We start from the raw sequence: 18661 nt of genomic DNA on the forward strand, positions 1-18661 counted from the left end.
CGGGTCGTCAGGGCAGGCGGCCCTGCTCCACCATCCGTCCGAAGCGCTTCAAGGCCTGCGTCAGCCCCACCTTGGAGCCGGGCCACAGCACCGGCCAGGCGATCCGCCCGGCCGCGCCGCCCGGCAGGTGGAACCACTCGTGCCAGACCACCTGCGTGCGGTCCCCGGCCAGCGGGGTGCAGCGCAGCACTCCGGGGCCGCGCAGCAGCTTCCCGCAGTGCACCACGCCGACCTCGTACGGTGCGTCGACCCGTACCACCCGCATCTCGTCGCGGACCGCCGCCGGCCCGACCGCCGTGACCGCCTCGATCAGGCTGCCCTCGCCGCCGTCCCCCTCGACCACCCGCACCCGGGTGAAGGGGATCCAGTCGGACTGCCGCTCCCAGGCGGTGAGCGCGGCGAAGACCCGCTCCGCCGGCGCGTTGACGATGACCGTCGCGGTCACCTCGGCGGCACCGGGCTGTGCCGCCTCGCGCAGGTTCTCGGCGCCGTCGCCGGCCGTCACGCCGACTCCGAGCGCACCACCGGGCCGTGCTCGCCGACCGGACGCGGATCGGTCCCGTCCTCGCGGCGCTCGGCGGCGTCGTCGCCCGGCCCGGCATCCCGGCCGGCCGGCGTGTCGTCACCGGCCGGCGCGTCGCCGACCGGAGCGCGCACCGTCGTGTCGCCGGCGCCGGACGCGACCGGGCCGGCGCCGTTCCCGACGGCGCCGGCGGGCACGGCCGAGGTTGCCGCATCGTCCGGGGCCTCCGCGACCGCCCCCCGCGTGTCGTCCGGACCCGCGGTCCCGGGTGCGGCAGCCGCGTCGGGTGCCGGCGGCTGTGCCTCGGTCGGGGCGTCGGGCTGCGCGTCGGTCGGGGCGTCGGGCGCCGGCGGCGGCGCGGCGGCGGCCTGCTCACGTGCGCGGCGCAGCGCGTCGGCGTCGGCGGTGCGCCCCTCACGCAACGCGGCCACCTCCGCCTCCAGCACCCCGATCAACTCCGACTTGTAGCCGATGTCGTACGCCGCCCGGCGCATGGCCTGGTCGACCTGGGCCATCCGGTACCCGCGCAGGGCCGTGTCGAACCGGACCTCCCCGACGTCCGACTCGCGCAGCGGCCGGGTGCCGGGCAGGGGCACCGCCTTCCCGTCCGGCTCGGCCGGCGCGAGACCGGGATCCCGACCCGTGACCAGCACGGCCACTCCGAAGACGACCGCCGCGACGGTCAGCGCCACGACCAACAGGAGGAGAACCTGACCCATGCACAGATCGTGGCATGTCGAACGGACCGGGGCGACCCCACCACCCCGGACCACCACCCCGGCAGCCGGATCGGCACCGGTCGGACCGGCCGCGGCAGCACCGGTTAGCGTCGTGACCGGCGTCGTGACCGGCCGTACGGTCGGCCGGCGACGTGACCGGCCGTACGGGTCGGCGACGGAGACCTCGGGAGGCGGGATGGCGGACGCGCTGCGGCTCGGCGGGCGGACCTTCGGCCCCGGCGAGCTGGCGGTCATGGCGATCGTCAACCGCACGCCGGACTCGTTCTTCGACCGGGGCGCGACCTTCGCCTTGGACAGCGCGCTGCGCGCGGTGGAACGTGCCGTCGGCGAGGGCGCCGACATCATCGACGTCGGCGGGGTGAAGGCCGGCCCGGGGGCGGAGGTCGACGCGACCGAGGAGATCCGCCGGACGGTGGACACCATCGCCGCGGTCCGGGGCGCCTTCCCCGACGTGGTCATCTCGATCGACACCTGGCGGGCCGAGGTGGCCGTCGAGGCGGTGGCGGCCGGGGCGGACCTGCTCAACGACACCTGGTCCGGCGCCGACCCGGCGCTGGCCCGGGTGGCGGCGGAGACCGGTGCGGGTCTGGTCTGCTCGCACGCGGGCGGCCTGGCGCCACGGACCCGGCCGCACCGGGCGGCCTTCGACGACGTCGTGCGCGACGTGGTGACGACGGTGACCGGGCTCGCCGAGCGTGCGGTGTCCCTCGGCGTACGGCGCGACGGCATCCTGATCGACCCGGCTCACGATTTCGGCAAGAACACCCGGCACTCGTTGGAGATCACCCGTCGCCTCGACGAACTCTCCGGCACCGGCTGGCCGCTGCTGGTCGCCCTGTCGAACAAGGACTTCGTCGGCGAGACACTTGACCTGCCGGTCGCCGAGCGGCTCGAGGGAACGCTCGCCGCCACCGCCGTCTCGGCCTGGCTGGGCGCCCGGGTGTTCCGCGCCCACCAGGTCCGGCCGACGCGGCGCGTGCTGGACATGGTGGCCGCCATCCGGGGCGACCGCCCACCGGCGCTTACCCGGCGCGGCCTCGCCTGAGCGGCCCTCGGACAGCCGGACCCGGCCGCCCGGGTCAGGTCCAGCGCAGGATGTTCTTCCGCCAGGCGTAGAGGATGCCCAGCGCCAGGACCGCCACGAAGATCGCCATCTCGACCACGGTGACGAGTCCGAAGCCGGGCCGGTCGAAGACCACCGCCCAGGGGAAGAGGAACACCGCCTCGACGGCGAACAGGACGTACAGGTACGCGTACACGTAGTAGCGGATCTGCGCCTGGGCCCAGTCCGCGCCCACCGGGTCGAGACCGCACTCGTACGTGGCGCGCTTGCCGGCCGGCTCGGCCGGACGGGCGGGACGTAACACCCGGTTGGCCGCGAACGCAGTACCAAAGAAGAGGAGGCTGGCGAGGAGCAGCAGCCCGAGCGTCGCGTACGAGCCCAGGTAACCGGTCACGGTGGCCCAGCCTACCGGTCCACCCGGCCGGCTCGCTCCGAACACGTTACGGTTTTGTTTCTCGTCGGGACTAGTGCCTACCGACAACTATTGCTGACCATGGTTTCCTCACCCCCAGCCACGGAGGATCGATGGCCCGAGTGGATCAACCATCCGGCCGCCGCCCGCGCGACCCGCGTACGGCGTACCGGTGGACTGTCTCGCTGGCGGCCGCGCTGACCGTCGCCGCGCTGCCCGGGCCGGCCACCGCCGCCCCGGTCGCCGAGGCCGTCGCCGTCACGACCACCGACCCGACCGTGCCCGGCGGCGAGGCGACCGAGCCGGGCGGGGAGACACCGACCGGCGATCCGACCTCGACCGAACCGGTCCCGACCAGCCCGCCGCCCACCGTCGCGGAGCCGACCACCACCGCACCCACGAGCGACCCGGCGCCGACGACCACCGGCCCGACGGTGCCGCCACCGCCCCCCACGGCACCGACCACCACGGTCCCCACCACCGCCGCCCCGCCGCCTCCACCCCCGCCGGTGCACTCCCCGGCGCCGGGCGCCGTGCCGACGCTGGGGGTCAGCGTCAGCACCGGCGATGTCGTGCTGACCAGCGCGTACTGGAACCGGCCGGCAACCGCGGCCACCCTGCGGGTCACGGTCACCAACACGGGCACCGTCACCGAGCGGATCCGTCTCGGCTACACGCTGCCCGCCGGCATCACGGACGGCGGCACGAGGGGCTGCTCCGCCGCCGGTGGCCGCGACCACCGGTGCGGCGAATGGGCCACCGCGCCCGGCGCGCGGTTCAGCACCGAGCTGAAGCTGCGGGTCAGCGGTGACGCCTGGCGACGGATGCCGCTGAGCGGCGTCGTACGGGTGACCGCGAGCGCACCGGGCGTCGACCCGGTCAGCGACGACCAGGGCTTCGCGGTGCTCTTCCCGCCCGGCCCACCGGCCCCCGGCATCCGGCTCGAGGCGGACGAGGTCGCGTTCGACGCCAGCGGCGCTGCGAACGGGCTCCAGGTACGGCTCGGCAACACCGGAGCGGTGGATGCGAGCGGCCGGGTCGAGATCGTCCTCCCGGCGGGAGTGACCGTGCCGGCGCTGCCGCCGGGCTGCGTCGCCGTCGACGCCGCCCGTACCCGGTGCGAGCTCGGCACCGTGCGCGCCGGCCGCACGGCCGGCCTACGCCTGCCGCTGGCGGCCACGCCGGAGGCCCAGCGGAGCGCACCGCTGGCCGGCGCGGTCGTCGGTGAACTGGACCCGCGCGCCGGCCGGTCCCGGAAGGTCCAGATGAGCTTCCGCATCGTCACCGCCGCCGCGCTGGTCACGCCGGTGGCGGCGCCGGCCGCGCCGTTCGGCTCCCAGGACCCCGTGGCGGTCGACGAGGCGACCGCCACCGGCGACGGCACCGGATCCGTGCAGCGAACGGCCGTCATCCTGATCGCGATGTCCACGCTGCTGGTCGTGCTTGCCCTCACCCTCGCGACCGCCTCGCTGCGACGCCGCACGACCGGGGCGGCCGCCGGCCCCGCGCCGCCGGTCGGGTAGTGAGACCGAGGTGTTAAGAGGGGCCCCTTCTACAACGCGAGGCGTTAAGAAGGGGCCCTTCCTTACCGGGCCACCACCCGGTGATCTGGATTACGGCGTGCGGGACGAAACGTCGCATAGTCGGACGGAGACTGCGCTTTCCCGGTCCCAGTCGGCGGACCTCTCGAGTAGGTGACGAGGTGATCCGACGTAGGCTCTCAGGTGAGAAACGACAGCGGGCCGGACAACCACCAGGTGTGAGTCACGGCGGTGCGCCGAGGAGGTCACGTGACCGGGCAGGGCGAGGTCAGGAGCATGTGCGGCGGCCCGGGCGACCGTGCCGCCCGAAGCGAGGTGCGGGCGTGACCAAGCAGATCCGTCAACTGGACCGGGTGGTCATCCGCTTCGCCGGCGACTCCGGCGACGGCATGCAGCTCACCGGCGACCGGTTCACCTCCGAGACCGCCCAGCTCGGCAACGACATCTCGACGTTGCCCAACTTCCCGGCCGAGATCCGGGCGCCCGCCGGCACCCTGCCGGGCGTGTCGAGCTTCCAGGTGCACTTCGCCGACTACGACATCCTGACTCCCGGCGACGCGCCGAACGTCCTGGTCGCGATGAACCCGGCGGCGCTCAAGGCCAACCTCGCCGACCTGCCGCGCGGCGCGGACATCATCGTCAACACCGACGAGTTCACCAAGCGCAACCTGGCCAAGGTCGGCTACCAGGCCAGCCCGCTCGAAGACGACTCGCTGGCCGGCTACGTGGTGCACCCGGTCGCGCTGACGTCGATGACCGTGGGCGCGCTCGCCGAGCACGCGGTGTCCAAGAAGGACGCCGAGCGGGCCAAGAACATGTTCGCGCTCGGCCTGCTGAGCTGGATGTACTCCCGCCCGTACGAGTCGACGTTGCGGTTCCTGGAGCGCAAGTTCGCCGCTCGCCCGGAACTGGTGGCGGCAAACGTCGCGGCGTTCAAGGCCGGCTGGAACTTCGGTGAGACGACCGAGGACTTCGCGGTCCGGTACGAGGTCAAGCCGGCGAGGATGCAGCCGGGCACCTACCGGAACATCACCGGCAACGCGGCGCTCTCGCTCGGGCTGGTCGCCGCCGGCGTCCGCTCCGGGCTGCCGGTCTTCCTCGGGGCGTACCCGATCACGCCGGCGTCGGACATCCTGCACGAGCTGAGCAAGCACAAGCGGTTCGGCGTGCTCACCATGCAGGCCGAGGACGAGATCGCCGCGATCGGCGCGGCGCTGGGCGCGTCGTACGGCGGCGCACTGGGCGTCACCACCACCAGCGGCCCGGGTGTGGCCCTGAAGGGCGAGACGATCTCGCTCGCGGTGGCCCTGGAGCTGCCGCTGGTCATCGTCGACGTGCAGCGGGCCGGGCCGTCGACCGGCATGCCGACCAAGACCGAGCAGGCCGACCTGAACATGGCGCTCTACGGCCGGCACGGCGAGGCGCCGGTGGCGGTGATCGCGCCGAAGTCCCCGGCGGACTGCTTCTACGCGGCGCTGGAGGCGGCGCGGATCGCGCTGACCTACCGCACGCCGGTGATCCTCCTGTCGGACAACTACGTCGCCAACGGCTCCGAGCCGTGGCTGCTGCCCGACGTCGAGTCCCTGCCGGACCTGCGGGTCGAGTTCGCGACGGCGCCGAACGGCGAGGACGGCACGACGTTCCTGCCGTACCTGCGGGACCCGGAGACCCTGGCCCGGCCGTGGGCCATTCCCGGCACCCCGGGCCTGGAGCACCGCATCGGCGGCCTGGAGAAGGCCGACAAGACCGGCGACATCTCGTACGACCCGGCCAACCACGACTTCATGGTGCGCACGCGCGCCGCCCGGATCGAGACGATCCCGGTGCCGGACGTCGAGGTGGAGGACCCGGACGGCGACGCCCGGGTGCTGGTGCTCGGTTGGGGCTCGACGTACGGGCCGATCGGCGCGGCCTGCCGCGGCCTGCGCCAGCGGGGGCTCTCCGTCGCCCAGGCGCACCTGCGGCACCTCGCCCCGATGCCGGCGAACCTCGGCGAGGTGCTCCGCACCTACGAACGGGTGGTCATCCCCGAGATGAACCTCGGCCAGCTCGCCCACGTGATCCGCGCGAGGTACCTGGTCGACGCCATCGGCTACAACCAGGTCCGCGGCCTGCCGTTCACGGCCAACGAGCTGGAGACGATGCTGGAAGAGGTCCTGAAGAATGTCTGAGCCCGTCGCCCTCAAGCTCACCGCGAAGGACTTCAAGTCCGACCAGGAGGTGCGCTGGTGCCCCGGCTGCGGTGACTACGCGATCCTCGCGGCCGTGCAGGGCTTCATGCCCGAGCTGAACATTCCCCGCGAGCGGATCGTCTTCGTCTCCGGCATCGGCTGCTCGTCGCGCTTCCCGTACTACATGAACACGTACGGGATGCACTCGATCCACGGCCGGGCCCCGGCGATCGCCACGGGCCTGTCGGCCACCCGCCCGGACCTGTCGGTCTGGGTGGTCACCGGTGACGGCGACGCGCTGTCGATCGGCGGCAACCACCTGATCCACGCCCTGCGGCGCAACGTCAACCTGAAGATCCTGCTGTTCAACAACCGGATCTACGGGCTGACCAAGGGGCAGTACTCGCCCACCTCTGAGGTCGGCAAGATCACCAAGTCGACCCCGGCTGGCTCGGCCGACGCGCCGTTCAACCCGCTCTCGCTGGCGCTGGGCGCGGAGGCGACGTTCGTCGCCCGCACGATCGACTCGGACCGCAAGCACCTGCAGTCGGTGCTGCGGGCCGCCGCCGAGCACGAGGGCTCCGCCTTCGTCGAGATCTACCAGAACTGCAACATCTTCAACGACGGCGCGTTCGACCCGCTGAAGGAGCCGGCCACCCGGGACGACTACCTGATCCGGTTGGAGCACGGCCAGCCGATCACGTTCGGCAAGGACGGGCAGTTCTGCGTCGTCCACCCGCCCGGCGGCTTCGGCCTGGAGGTCCGCGAGACCGCGACCACCGCCGCCGAGGAGATCGTCGTCCACGACGCGACGGTCACCGACCCGGCGTACGCGTTCGCGCTGTCCCGGCTGCCCGGCCTGGACCTGCGGAACACTCCGATCGGCGTCTTCCGCTCGGTGTCCCGCCCGTCGTACGACAGCATGGTCCAGGACCAGCTCGCCACCGCCCGGGAGAAGGTGACCGACACCCCCGAGCAGCAGCTCGCCAGCCTGCTGAACAGCGGCGACACCTGGACCATCGTCTGACCTGTCCCCCACCTACACGCAGAGAGTGGCGATTCCGCGCGGAATCGCCACTCTCTCCGTGTTCGAGGTCCCGCCGGCGGGTGCGACCCGGAGCCGGAGTCAGGCGGCGGCGGAGACCGGGGACCAGAGTTCGTCGATCTCGCGTTCGGCCGTCGCGAGGCTCGCCTCGTGCAGCGGGATCAACTCGGCCATGGCCGGGACCGTGGGCGCGAGGGTCAGCTCGGCGGTGATGAACCGCGGCTCCAGGCCGGTCATCGAGAGCCCGTGTGGGAGCCAGGTCCCGGCGTGATCCCAGCCCTCCCGAGGGGTGCCGGCGCCGTAGCCGCCGCCCCGGCTGGCCACCACCACGAACTCCCGGTTTCCCAGGAGCCCGGCGCCGGTGCCCGGGTCGTACGCGATGCCCGGCGCGATCAGGTGGTCGACCCAGGTCTTCACGCTGCTGGGCGGTCCGTAGTTGTAGAGCGGAAGCCCGAGCAGGACCACGTCGGCCCGCTTCACCTCGTTCACCAACCGCTCGGAGAGCGCCCACGAGGCGCGCTGCTCCGGGGTGTGCTGCTCGGCCGGCACCATCCGGGCCAGACCGCCCGCCTCGTCCAGGTGCGGCAGCGGCTCCCGGCCCAGGTCGCGGTAGGTGACCGTGCCGCCCGGGTGGGCCGCGCACCAGGCGGCGACGGCCCGGGCCGTGAGCCGGCGGCTGACGGAGTGCTCGCCCCGGATGCTCGAGTCGATGTGCAACAGGTGTGCCATTGGCTAACCCTCCACAGATAGTTTGTGTAGCGCCAACCATTTATAGCAGGGCCATGGTTTACCGTGCGGGTAAACTCGGTCACATGCCAGCCGCACCGGTCGACCAGTCGGAGCGCCGGTCAGGTGCGCTCCTCGAGTACCTGGCCCGGCGGATGCGGCTGCGTTCGGAGTCGGTCCTGGCACCGCTCGGCCTGCGCCCCCGGCACCTGGTCGCGCTCACCGTCCTCCGCGACAGCGGCGGCAGCAGCCAACAGGCGCTCGCCGGCACCCTGGAGATGGACGGGACGAACGTCGTCGGGTTGCTCAACGACCTGGAGGCGGCCGGCCTGGTCGAGCGGCGGCGCTCGCCGCAGGACCGCCGCCGCCACGTGGTCGAGTTGACGACCGTCGGTGCGAAGCGCCTCAACGAGGCGGAGTGCGCCCTGGCCTCAGCCGAGGACGAGGTGCTCGGCGCGCTGGCACCGGGCGAGCGGGAGATCTTCTACGACCTGCTCCGGCGAGCGGCCGGGCCCGCCGTCACGTGCGCCGACGCCTACGTGGACGAGGAGCGCTGAATCAGGGCACCGGAGTCGACGTCGGCCGGTCGTCGCGGACGTGGACGAGCATGTCGCCGGTCTCGATCACGGCACCGGCCCGGTCGGCGAGGGTGACCACCTTGCCCCGGCGCACCAGTGCGATGACAAGCGTGTCCAACTCGCGCGGTGAGCGACCGACCTCGTGGCGCTCGGCCGAACGCATCGCCAGCGCCATCCCCTGGCCCGGAGTGAGCAGGTCCTCCACCACGTCGATCAGCGGCGGCGCGGAGGTGGACAGGCCCAGCAGCCGGCCGGCGGTCGCGGACGAGACGATCACGTGGTGGGCGCCGCTCTGCTTGAGCAGCGGGGCGTTCTCCGCCTCCCGGGCCGCGGCGATGATGCGCACCTGACCGGCGGTGAGCTGCCGGACAGTGAGCGCCACCAGCACCGACGCATCGTCGCTGTCGGTCGCGATGATCACCGCCTTCGCGGTCCGGACGTGCGCCTCGTTCAGCGTGGCGGAGCGGGTCGCCGAACCCTCGATGGCCACCAGCCCGGCCGACGTGGCCTGCCGCAGGGCGGCGCCACTGCGCTCGACCACGAGGATGCGGGACTTGTCGAAGCCGTTCTCCAGCAGGGCGGAGACCGCGCTGCGGCCCTTGGTGCCGTAGCCGCAGATGATGACGTGGTCCTTCACGGTTCTCCTCCACCGCGACAGGCGACGGCCGGTGCGGTACTGCTCGGTCAGGACTTCCAGGGTGGTGCCGACCAGGATGATCAGGAAGACCACCCGGGCGGGCGTGATGTAGAGGACGTTGACCAGCCGGGCCGAGTCGGAGACCGGGGTGATGTCGCCGTACCCGGTGGTGGAGAGGGAGACCACCACGTAGTAGAAGCAGTCGAGCAGGCTGAGCCCGTCGTCGTCGTAGGCGTCCCGGTAGCCCTCCCGGTCGAACCAGACCACGGCGACGCTGGCCAGGACGAGCCCCAGGGCGGCAGCCAGCCGTAGGCTCAGCGCGCTCAGCGGGCCACGCCGCTGAGCCGGAAAGTGGATCACTGCCGGCCCTGCCCGGACTCCGCTGTCACCTGCACGCCCACAACATAGCGGGTACGCGGTGATCCGCACGGCGGGGCGGTGGGACGCCGTCGCGGGCGGCCGGCGGGCATGATGGAGAGGTCCCCGGACGACGACGGCGAGAGCGAGGCGGAGCATGTCGTTGCTGCGACGAGTGATCGGCGGGGTGCTGCGCCGGCTGCGCCTGCGGCAGGGCCGCACGCTGCGCGAGGTGGCCGCGGCCGCCGGAGTCTCCATGCCGTACCTGTCCGAGATCGAGCGCGGGCGCAAGGAGGCCTCGTCGGAGGTCCTCGCGGCGATCTGCCGGGCACTCGGCATCCGCCTCTCCGACCTGCTCGAGGAGGCGCGGGACGACCTGCGCCGCCTGGAACGCCACGAGCCGGTGGGGTTCGCACCCGGGCCGGTCGAGCGGGCGTCGGGCCCCCGCGCCGAGAGCGGAGGCCCGCGCGTGCGGATCGGGTTCCACGCCGGGGGCCCGACGGCGTCCGCCGCCGGCCCGGCGATCCGGCACGGGGCGGCGCCGGGGCGGCTGCTCCACGTCGGCGGCACGGCGGCCGCGCCGATCGGGCCGGACCTGACCGGCGATCCCGGCTGGGCGGGCGGCTCCGGCCTGCGGATCCACCTGTTCGCCTCCGCTCCGGGCGGTCGCCCCGCTGCGCGTACCGCCAGGGTGCTGGCCCGGCGGCGGGCCCGGACGGGCCGGCGGTGGCGGGCCGCGCGCTGACCCGCGCCGCTCTGCCCTGAGCCGATCTGCCGCCGGCAGATCCGCTGGGCTTCTGCCGGTCGCCCCACGCACGCTGGACGGGCCGGTACCCGGGCGGTCCGATGCCCGCCGGCGTGCGGGAGGTTCGGCGTGATGATCAAGATGTTGGACGACGGACAACGGGGCTTCGGCGACCAGGTGTTCGAGCGGTTGCTGAAGGAGCGGATCGTCTTCCTCGGGACCGAGGTGACCGACGAGTCGGCCAACCGGATCTGCGCACAGATCCTGCTGCTGGCCGCGGAGGATCCGGAGCGGGACATCACCCTGTACATCAACTCGCCCGGCGGCTCGGTGAGTGCGGGGATGGCGGTCTACGACACGATGCGCTTCGTCCGCAACGACGTGGCCACTCTGGCGCTCGGGCTGGCCGGCTCGATGGGGCAGTTCCTGCTCTGCGCGGGGACGGCCGGCAAGCGGTACGCGCTCCCGCACTCGCGGATCCTCATGCACCAGCCCGCCGGCGGAATGGGCGGCACGGCCGCCGACATCCGGATCCAGGCGGAGAACATGCTGCACGTCAAGCACACCATGCAGGAGTTGATCGCCGGGCACAGCGGCCGGACGCTTGAGGAGATCCAGCGGGACTGGGACCGGGACCGCTGGTTCACCGCGGAGCAGGCTCGCGAGTACGGGCTGATCGACCATGTGGTCACACGGGCGGCCCAGCTCAACGGGGGCTGAGCGGCCACGGTCGTGTCCACGACGGGACTGTCCCGTGCGGCGGCGTGCCGACGCCGGACGCGCCCCCTCGATCGCGTCCGACCCCCGGCACGTGCGACGGCGCGGACCGGTCGGCAGAGCCGTCGATGCATCCGAGCCTATTCGCGCCCTGCGGGATTCCGCTCGGCAGGAAATCGCAGCGTCTTCCGACCGATTTTCGTTACACGCCCGGTGCAAGGAAGGGCCCCTTGTTAACGCCTCGCGTTGTACAAGGGGCCCCTGTTAACAAGAGAACTAGCGGCCGTCGAGCAGCGCCGCCGCGTTGTCGTGGAGGATCTGTCGCTCCTCCTCGGCCGTGAAGCCCAGCGACCGCACGGCGGCGAGAGCGGCCGCCGGGTCGCAGATCGGCCAGTCGCTGCCGTACAGCACCCGGTCGGTGCCGACCTTGCGGACCACCCAGCGCAGGTGCTCCGCGTACGGCCCGTCCGCGAGGAGTTCCGCCGTCGCCGACAGGTCGTGGTAGACGTTCCCGGGCCACCACGGGTAGCGGGCGACGACCTCGAAGGCGAGCAGTTCCGCGAACCGGGGTCCGTTGAAGTGGGCCAGGACCAGCCTGGTCCGCGGAGCGGTGATCGCGAGGGTGAGGAACTTGCCGACCTGGTTCGCGTCGAACGGGCTGTACGCGTCGAACAGCACCGCCATGCCCCGCTCCCCGGCCCGGCGGGTCACCGCCGCCACGTCGTCGTCCGCGACGTCGAAGGACTGCGTGTTGGGGTGCAGCTTCACGACCCGCGCGCCGAGCGCCGCGACCCGGTCCAGTTCGGTCAGGGCGGCCGCGCCGTCGTGCGGATGCACCGAGACGACCGGCACCAGGAAGCCGTCGGCGGCGTCGGCCTCCGCGATGACGGCGTCGTTGCGTTCGGCGGTGCGCACGGTCTCGTCCCGTCGGGCGATCACGATCGCGGTCGCGCGTACCACGCCGTCGCGGCGCACCGCCGCCGCCAGCCCGGCCGCCCCCACCTCGTGCCGGGGGTTGATGGCGTCCTCCGCGGTCAACGCGATGTGTGCGTGGATGTCGATGACCGGTCCCTGGTACACGTCGGCCTCCCTGACAGTCGATGCCCGAGGGTAGCCGGACGGCGCCGCCGCGACCGTCCTAACGCGACACCAGGACCACCTTGCCGAGGGCCCGCCGGCCCTCCAGGTCCGCGTGCGCCCGGGCCGCCTCGGCCAACGGGTACGTGGTGACCAGCGGCCGCCACCAGCCACGGCCGGCGAGTTCCAGGGACCGGCCGGCAAGCCCTGGGATGCCGCCGGGCAGCGCCCGCATCCGCTGCCCCAGCCAGCCGGCGGTCAGGCCGCGCCCGATCAGGTCGGCGGTGTCGATCCGGGTCGCCTCGCCCGCGGACCAGCCGAACATCATGAACCGGCCGCCCGGCCGGAGCAGTTCCAGGGCCGCCCGGCCGACCGCGCCGCCGACGCCGTCGTACACCAGGCTGACGCCGCCGAACCGCTCGCGTACCCGGTCCGCCCAGTCCGGGCTCCCGTAGTCCACGACCAGGTCCGCGCCGAGGCCGTCCAGCGCCGCCGTACGCCCGGCGCCCCGCGCCGCCGCCACCACGGCGGCCCCGGCATGCCGCGCCGCCTGGACCAGCAGCCAACCGACACCGCCGGCCGCGGACGGAACCAGGACCACGTCGTCGGCGCCCGCCGGTTCCAGCTCGACGACGCCGAGGGCGGTCCGGCCCGTGCCGACGGCGGCCACCGCCTCGGCGAAGGTCAACCCCGGGGGTACGGGGAACAGGTTCGTCGCCGCCGTCACCGCCTGCTCGGCGTACCCGCCGGGAACCATGCCGAGGTGGGCGACCGCCCGCCGGCCGAGCCACTCGCCGGCCACCCCCGGCCCGAGCGCGTCCACCGTGCCGGCGACCTCGCGGCCGGGAATGGTCGGCAGTTCCGGCAGCGGGAGCGGGCCGCCGGCCTCGCCGCGCCGCAGGGTCGTGTCGAGCAGGTGTACGCCGCTCGCCTCGACGGCGACGCGCACCTCGCCGGGGCCGGGTGTGAGGTCGGGCAGTTCGTCGAGGACGAGGTGCTCGGCGGGACCGAATTCGTGGAGCCGGATCGCGTGCATGCTTCGATCGGACAACCTGAAGCATGGTTGAGGTCAAGGACTGCGCGGAGTGGCCTTGCCGACGCCCGCGCCCCGCCGGGGTCCGGGGGGTTCCTGGGCGGTCACGGCAGGATCTCGATGTACCCGTCGCTTCCGTTCACCCGGATCCGCTGTCCGTCGCGGATGAGTCGGGTGGCGTCGACCGCGCTGACGACGGCCGGCACGCCGTACTCCCGGGCGATCACCGCACCGTGTGTCATCAAGCCTCCGACCTCCGTCACCAGGCCGGCGATGGCGACGAAGAGGGGTGTCCAGCTGGGGTCCGTGTGGGCCGTGACGAGGATGTCGCCCGGTTCCAGGTCGGCCTGGGCCAGGTCCAGGACGACGCGGGCGCGCCCTTCGGCGGTTCCGGCGGAGACGGGCAGGCCGATCAGGGCACCGGGCGGCGCGTCGGCGCGCCGGTACGACCCGACGACGACCTCGCCGTCCGAGGTCAGCACCCGGGGCGGCGTGAGCGCCTGGTACGACCGGAACGCCTCCCTGCGCTGCTGGATCAGCGCGGCGTCCACCTGATGCGAGCGCACGGCGTCGCCGAATTCGTGGAACGTGAGGTAGAAGGCGTCCTCCTTGTCGGTGAGCACGTGTGCCCGCACGAGGCGCTCGGCCTCGTCGAGCAGGGCCTGCTTGTAGACGAAGTAACGGCTGACGATGTCGTACTTCGGGTACTCCCGGTAGCCGATGAAGGTCCGGACCCGGTTGATCATCCGCTCGGTCTCGTCGGCCTTCTGTTCCCCGTCCGGCAGTGCCCGCAGGCGTTCGAGCACCTCCTGCGCCTTCGTCTGCGCCTTTCGCCGTCCCTGCTCGAAGCGCCGGTCGGCGACGCCCGGCTCGAAGTTCCTGACGTTGTCGAGGATCGCGGGCACGAGCGTGGTGGGGCGTTCGCGCCAGCGTGGCCTCGTGATGTCGATCTCGCCGACGCAGCGCATGCCGTACCGGTCGAGGTAGGCCTCGATGGCGTCGCGCGCTTCGGTCCCGCCGGCGAACCTCGGCAGTTCGGCCAGGAAGCCGTCGTCCTCGACGCTCTCCAGGAACGCCACCACCTCCGGATGCGGGCGGATCACGTCCGCGACGTCGAGCAGTGCCAGCCCCATCTCCGAGGTGACGTTGCCGGGGGCGGACAGCGTGAGGATGTCGGCCGCGCTCTGCTCACCGAGCCACTCCCGCAGCCGGTCGTTGAGCCACCAGGTGGCCGCCATCCCCGCCATGATCGCCTGCATGCTCAGCGGATCACTGAGGATCCGCTTGTGCTCCTGGAAGGCCTCCAACAGGAAGTCGAACAGCGCCGGTCCGGTCTTCGTCCCGATGTCGCGCCGCAGGTCGGCGATGGACGCCCGACTGCGCTCGATCAGCCCGCTGACGATGGCCGGATCGGCGTCGATCGGAGCGGGTGCGCCGACGACCGGCGGCCCGCCCGGACCGTCGTCCGGCAACGTCGGGATGAGACCGTGCCGGTCCAGAACGGTCTCCAGCGCGTCCCTGGTCAGCGGATCGGACTTCCCCACCATCTCCAGGAAGGCGGCCCGGCCCGCCGGCGAGACCAGGTGCGGGGTGACGTCGACGAACAGCCGTCCGCCGGCCTCGTGCATCGGTGCCATGGCCGTCAGCTGCCACATGGACAGCCCCAGTGGCTTCATGGGGTCGGTCATCATCTGCTGATGACCGACCGAGAGGTAGACGCGGTTCTCCCGGTCGCGGGCCTCGGGGACGGGGAACAGGGTGGTGATCGGCCGGCTCTGCACGACCCGGAAGTCATCGTCGACCAGGCACCATTCGATGTCCTGCGGGCGGCCGAAGTGCGCTTCGATCCGCCGCCCGAGTTCCACGAGCCGTACGACCTGCGCATCCGTCAGCGCCGGCTGCTCCTGCCGGTGCGGGTCGACCATCACCTCCCGCGTTCCCCCGGCCGGCACGGCGTGAACGGCCCGCTGCTTGGCGGCGACCGCCTTGGCGACGATCTCGCCGTCGCGCACCTTGAAGACGTCCGGGTTCACCCGGCCGGACACCAGGGCCTCGCCGAGGCCGAAGCTGGCATCAACGGTGGCGACCCTCCGGTTGCCCGTGACGGGGTCGGCCGTGAACAGGATGCCGGCCGCATCCGGGAAGACCATCTGCTGTACGACCACGGCCATGTGGACCTTCCGGTGGTCGAAGCCGTTCCGCAGGCGGTAGGTCACCGCCCGCTCGGTGAACAGCGACGCCCAGCACCGGCTGACCTGTTGGAGGATCGCCGCCGGGCCAAGGACGTTCAGGTACGTGTCCTGCTGGCCCGCGAAGGAGGCAGTCGGCATGTCCTCCGCCGTCGCGCTGGACCGCACGGCGTAGGCGGTCCGCTCGCCCAACTGGGCGACCGCGCCGGTGATCGCCGCCGCGAGGTCGCCGGGGACGGGGATCGCCTCCACGATCCGACGGATCTCCGCGCTGAGCGTGCCGATCGCCTCCCGGTCATCCGGCTTCAGGCGCGACAACTGATCGAGCCGGTCGTCGATCGGCGCTTCCGCCATGATCCGTCGGAAGGCGGCCGTCGTGACGCAGAAGCCAGCCGGGACCCGGATGCCTTCGATCCGCGACAGCCCGCCCAGGTGCGCGGCCTTGCCGCCGACGACCGCGACCTGCGTTTCGTCGATCCGCTGGAGATCCAGCACGTACGGCTCGATCATGCCGGCACCGCTGCCCGCAGCGGCGCCGACGGTCGCGTCAGCCTTTCCCGGCCGTACATCGACAGCACACCCACGTCGTCCCCCCGATTTCCTCGTCGGTGCTGGTCCGGGCGCCGATTCTGCGGCAGGACCAGGGTCTTGCCGCAAGCCCCCGGGTGCGATATACGTTAGAAATGGCAGGGAGTGCGACTCCTTGCCATTTGCTTATGTCGTCCGGCTGAGCGGCCGTCGCCGGACCCGTCCACCCTGCTGTTCGACGCACGGTCCGGCGAAAGCCCTTGATCTGCGACACGTTTGGGCGCGCGGAGAGCGGCGTGAGTAGGTTTCCCAGGTGACTGTGTACGACATCGCCGCCAGGCTGCCTTCCCTCGACGTGCTGCGTGACCGCTGCAAGACACTCGCCGTTCTGGAGTGCATCCTCGACGGTGGTGAGCCCTACTACGCCTACACCCGCGCCTGGGGTGACGACGAGGCCGCGTTCATGAACAACGGCAGCGGCGACGAGTGGGCGGTCGTGTTCACCGCCGAGGGCGCGTTCATCCGTGTGTTCGACCACGAGTCGGCGATGACGCCCTACCGCCATCCGGACCGGAAACTGTGGCCCGGCCTGCTCGACGGAATCCCGGCGGTGTTCCGTCCGCAGATCGAGGAACCAGCGTTCGGCGACGAGGAAGGACAATTCCTCGCTACCGCTGTGCTGTGGCGGCAATCCGGTGACGACCGCTGGCACGCCGGTGAAGGCATCACGTTCCCCCCGCTCCGCGGACCGTACGACGACAACGCCCCGGACGGCTCTGGGCTGCTCGAGATCCTGCTCGACGACATCGTCGACCGGTACGTCACGTTCGCCGAGGACTACTACGAGATCGAGGTGGACCCGACGGTGGTCGAGCACGTTGTCGCGCACCGCCCGCTCACGGACGTCGTTGTGGAGGCTTTGAACCCAGAGATGACCGTCGCCAGGCTGCATGAGGACCTCGCCGCGATCGGGTACTCGATCGCGGCCGCGTGACGTCGGTCCCGTATCCGGACCACCTCCGCAGCACGCTTGTCACTCAACGGCATTACCGGAAGCGGGGAACAGCCTCCAGTGCCCCTCGGAGACGACCTCGACGGTGCCGTCGGTCACCTTGATGGCCGTCTGGTCGTCGATCGCGTACGCCGGACCCGCGATCTCGGCCGCCCATCTCTCGGCACCAGCCATGGTGTTGTCCGGCTCGAGACCTAGGTGCGGGAAGATCGAAAAATCGACGACCCCCAGAGTGCGGTCGTCGGGCGCGGACTGCCACTCGACGAAGTCCGCACCGATCCGGGGAGTCAGCACCATGCCCCCCGCACTCAACCCCACCCAGACGGTGTCCCGCAGCGACGGCAGGAGATCCGCCAGCCCGGACTGCCGCATCCAGTGGCACAGGTACGTCGCATCGCCGCCGGCCACGAGCATGACGTCAGCATTCCGGACCCAGGGGACCCACCGCTCCTCGCCGATGCTGGGCAGCGCTGTCAGCTCGAGGACGCCCAGCGACTTCCAGCCCAGGTCGCACATGGGTAGCGGCGTCTGACCGGTGATGAAGCGCCAGGCCGAGGCCGGCCCGCCCATGGGGTGGACCGCCGTAGGGATGCAGAGGGCACTGGAGTCGGCGATCGGCTTGCCCAGCAGGTCGACCAGCGCATCGCGGATGCTCCGGTTCTGGACGCCTGCGGAGGTGAGAAGAAGCTTCACGCTTGCTCCTGTAGGTAGCGGTGATGAAACGCTCTGCCCGAGAGTCGGGAGATGGGTGCCTGGGAGTACAGACTGGGCACCACAACGAAACTCATCGCCGGTGCGACCCCTCAAGCCCCCCCACACGCACGTCGGCCAGATCCGGATGCCCTGGGCGGTTCCGCTCAGTGGCGGTAGCGGAGGTCGCTCAGCACCTGGACGCGAGCAGGGCGAGGGCGGCCAAACGATCGGGCACGCAGCGGGGCACGAAAGCCCTGGGACGCGGATCAGTGATCGTTGATCAAGGCCGTGACCTGGTGCCCCCGGCAGGATTCGAACCTGCGACACACGGTTTAGGAAACCGATGCTCTATCCCCTGAGCTACGAGGGCGCGAGGGCCTAGTCTAGCGACCTGGGGGTTCACCTGGGGTGGCAGGGAGTGGCCTGCGTTCACCCACGTTCCCCGGACCGCCGTTGTGCCAGCCTAGGACCACAGCTCGAGCACACGAACCCTGGCTTGCGACCGGCGGTCGGCCGCGGTGACCCGCGTTGGCACCGGTTCACCCCGGGTGGCATCCGCTGGAGAGCACACACCGCGCACATCATCGAAGATCAACGACGTTCCGTCCGCATGCCTACCGTCGGCACCGCCGGGCGCTCACGAAGCGCTCAGCCCGGGTCGCTCGGTCCCGCCGCGACTCCGACCATGACGGTCCCCCAAGCGTCCGCTCATCGCAGCCGAGGAGAAGCGTGCACGGAAGAGCACAGGTTGCCATGGACAGCTTGTCTACCATGCGGCTGTGTCGTCGCCGGCTGAAAAATGACCCCTTGTCGCCGGCCGAATTTTGACCCCTCGTGAGGTCTCCTGGCTCGTGGAGCCGGGAGGTGAAGGGGT

Annotated in this window: 17 protein-coding genes and 1 tRNA gene; 8 read left to right on the plus strand and 10 right to left on the minus strand. The window is 72.0% G+C overall.

Annotation, left to right across the window (positions count from 1 at the left end):
* Positions 1-7: 7 nt before the first annotated feature.
* Both ABTW87_RS09630 and ABTW87_RS09635 read right to left on the minus strand, forming a co-directional pair.
* Positions 8-505, minus strand: a complete 498-nt coding sequence (locus ABTW87_RS09630) for an SRPBCC family protein (RefSeq protein ID WP_350650247.1) — start codon at positions 503-505, stop codon at positions 8-10.
* Positions 502-1242 carry a DivIVA domain-containing protein gene (locus tag ABTW87_RS09635; RefSeq protein ID WP_350650249.1) on the minus strand — a complete coding sequence of 247 codons (741 nt, stop codon included), beginning with the start codon at positions 1240-1242 and terminating at the stop codon, positions 502-504. Before ABTW87_RS09635 ends, ABTW87_RS09630 begins: the two co-directional genes overlap by 4 nt.
* 196 nt (positions 1243-1438) lie before the next feature.
* Between ABTW87_RS09635 and folP the strand changes: the two genes are divergently transcribed.
* Positions 1439-2308, plus strand: a complete 870-nt coding sequence (gene folP, locus ABTW87_RS09640) for a dihydropteroate synthase (protein WP_350650303.1) — start codon at positions 1439-1441, stop codon at positions 2306-2308.
* Between the two features lie 34 nt (positions 2309-2342).
* Here folP and ndhC read toward each other — a convergent pair whose 3' ends face one another.
* Positions 2343-2720, minus strand: coding sequence for an NADH-quinone oxidoreductase subunit A (ndhC, locus tag ABTW87_RS09645; protein ID WP_350650251.1), 378 nt, complete (start codon positions 2718-2720; stop codon positions 2343-2345).
* A gap of 131 nt (positions 2721-2851) precedes the next feature.
* Between ndhC and ABTW87_RS09650 the strand changes: the two genes are divergently transcribed.
* The 3 genes from ABTW87_RS09650 (at position 2852) to ABTW87_RS09660 (ending at position 7477) form a co-directional block, all read left to right on the plus strand.
* A complete protein-coding gene (locus ABTW87_RS09650; RefSeq protein WP_350650253.1) occupies positions 2852-4261 on the plus strand; it encodes a hypothetical protein in 1410 nt (469 codons plus the stop codon).
* A gap of 341 nt (positions 4262-4602) precedes the next feature.
* Positions 4603-6450 (plus strand): 2-oxoacid:acceptor oxidoreductase subunit alpha, encoded by a 1848-nt coding sequence (locus ABTW87_RS09655; RefSeq protein ID WP_350650255.1) that lies wholly within the window; start codon positions 4603-4605, stop codon positions 6448-6450.
* Positions 6443-7477 carry a 2-oxoacid:ferredoxin oxidoreductase subunit beta gene (locus ABTW87_RS09660; RefSeq protein WP_350650257.1) on the plus strand — a complete coding sequence of 345 codons (1035 nt, stop codon included), beginning with the start codon at positions 6443-6445 and terminating at the stop codon, positions 7475-7477. The genes ABTW87_RS09655 and ABTW87_RS09660 overlap by 8 nt, the downstream gene beginning before the upstream one ends.
* Positions 7478-7576: 99 nt before the next feature.
* Here the strand turns inward: ABTW87_RS09660 and ABTW87_RS09665 are convergent, their stop codons facing one another.
* Positions 7577-8224 carry an FMN-dependent NADH-azoreductase gene (locus ABTW87_RS09665; protein WP_350650259.1) on the minus strand — a complete coding sequence of 216 codons (648 nt, stop codon included), beginning with the start codon at positions 8222-8224 and terminating at the stop codon, positions 7577-7579.
* An 83-nt stretch (positions 8225-8307) separates the two neighbouring features.
* Between ABTW87_RS09665 and ABTW87_RS09670 the strand changes: the two genes are divergently transcribed.
* Positions 8308-8778, plus strand: a complete 471-nt coding sequence (locus tag ABTW87_RS09670; RefSeq protein ID WP_350650261.1) for a MarR family winged helix-turn-helix transcriptional regulator — start codon at positions 8308-8310, stop codon at positions 8776-8778.
* Position 8779: 1 nt separating this feature from the next.
* Here ABTW87_RS09670 and ABTW87_RS09675 read toward each other — a convergent pair whose 3' ends face one another.
* Positions 8780-9796: a potassium channel family protein gene (locus ABTW87_RS09675; RefSeq protein WP_350650263.1), complete on the minus strand. Its 1017-nt coding sequence runs from the start codon at positions 9794-9796 to the stop codon at positions 8780-8782.
* 154 nt (positions 9797-9950) lie between these two features.
* Between ABTW87_RS09675 and ABTW87_RS09680 the strand changes: the two genes are divergently transcribed.
* Entirely contained in the window at positions 9951-10538 is a 588-nt protein-coding gene (locus ABTW87_RS09680; protein WP_350650265.1) for a helix-turn-helix domain-containing protein, read from the plus strand.
* Positions 10539-10670: 132 nt separating this feature from the next.
* Positions 10671-11258: a ClpP family protease gene (locus ABTW87_RS09685; protein WP_350650267.1), complete on the plus strand. Its 588-nt coding sequence runs from the start codon at positions 10671-10673 to the stop codon at positions 11256-11258.
* A gap of 273 nt (positions 11259-11531) precedes the next feature.
* On the opposite strand, the gene ABTW87_RS09690 is transcribed toward ABTW87_RS09685, so the two are convergent.
* From ABTW87_RS09690 to rph, 3 genes are all read right to left on the minus strand, one after another.
* Complete coding sequence (locus ABTW87_RS09690; RefSeq protein WP_350650269.1) at positions 11532-12335, minus strand: amidohydrolase family protein; 804 nt, start codon at positions 12333-12335, stop codon at positions 11532-11534.
* A gap of 58 nt (positions 12336-12393) precedes the next feature.
* Positions 12394-13368 carry a zinc-binding dehydrogenase gene (locus ABTW87_RS09695; RefSeq protein ID WP_350650271.1) on the minus strand — a complete coding sequence of 325 codons (975 nt, stop codon included), beginning with the start codon at positions 13366-13368 and terminating at the stop codon, positions 12394-12396.
* A 101-nt stretch (positions 13369-13469) separates the two neighbouring features.
* Positions 13470-16064, minus strand: coding sequence for a rifamycin-inactivating phosphotransferase (rph, locus tag ABTW87_RS09700; RefSeq protein ID WP_350650273.1), 2595 nt, complete (start codon positions 16062-16064; stop codon positions 13470-13472).
* A gap of 331 nt (positions 16065-16395) precedes the next feature.
* On the opposite strand from rph, the gene ABTW87_RS09705 reads away from it, so the two are divergent.
* Positions 16396-17076 carry a hypothetical protein gene (locus ABTW87_RS09705; RefSeq protein ID WP_350650275.1) on the plus strand — a complete coding sequence of 227 codons (681 nt, stop codon included), beginning with the start codon at positions 16396-16398 and terminating at the stop codon, positions 17074-17076.
* A gap of 39 nt (positions 17077-17115) precedes the next feature.
* Here the strand turns inward: ABTW87_RS09705 and ABTW87_RS09710 are convergent, their stop codons facing one another.
* Positions 17116-17787: a Type 1 glutamine amidotransferase-like domain-containing protein gene (locus ABTW87_RS09710; protein WP_350650277.1), complete on the minus strand. Its 672-nt coding sequence runs from the start codon at positions 17785-17787 to the stop codon at positions 17116-17118.
* 294 nt (positions 17788-18081) lie between these two features.
* A tRNA-Arg gene (locus ABTW87_RS09715) sits at positions 18082-18157 on the minus strand.
* Positions 18158-18661: the final 504 nt, after the last annotated feature.

Origin of the sequence: Micromonospora sp. NPDC126480 (assembly GCF_040302465.1) — a bacterium.
Classification (GTDB): domain Bacteria; phylum Actinomycetota; class Actinomycetes; order Mycobacteriales; family Micromonosporaceae; genus Micromonospora.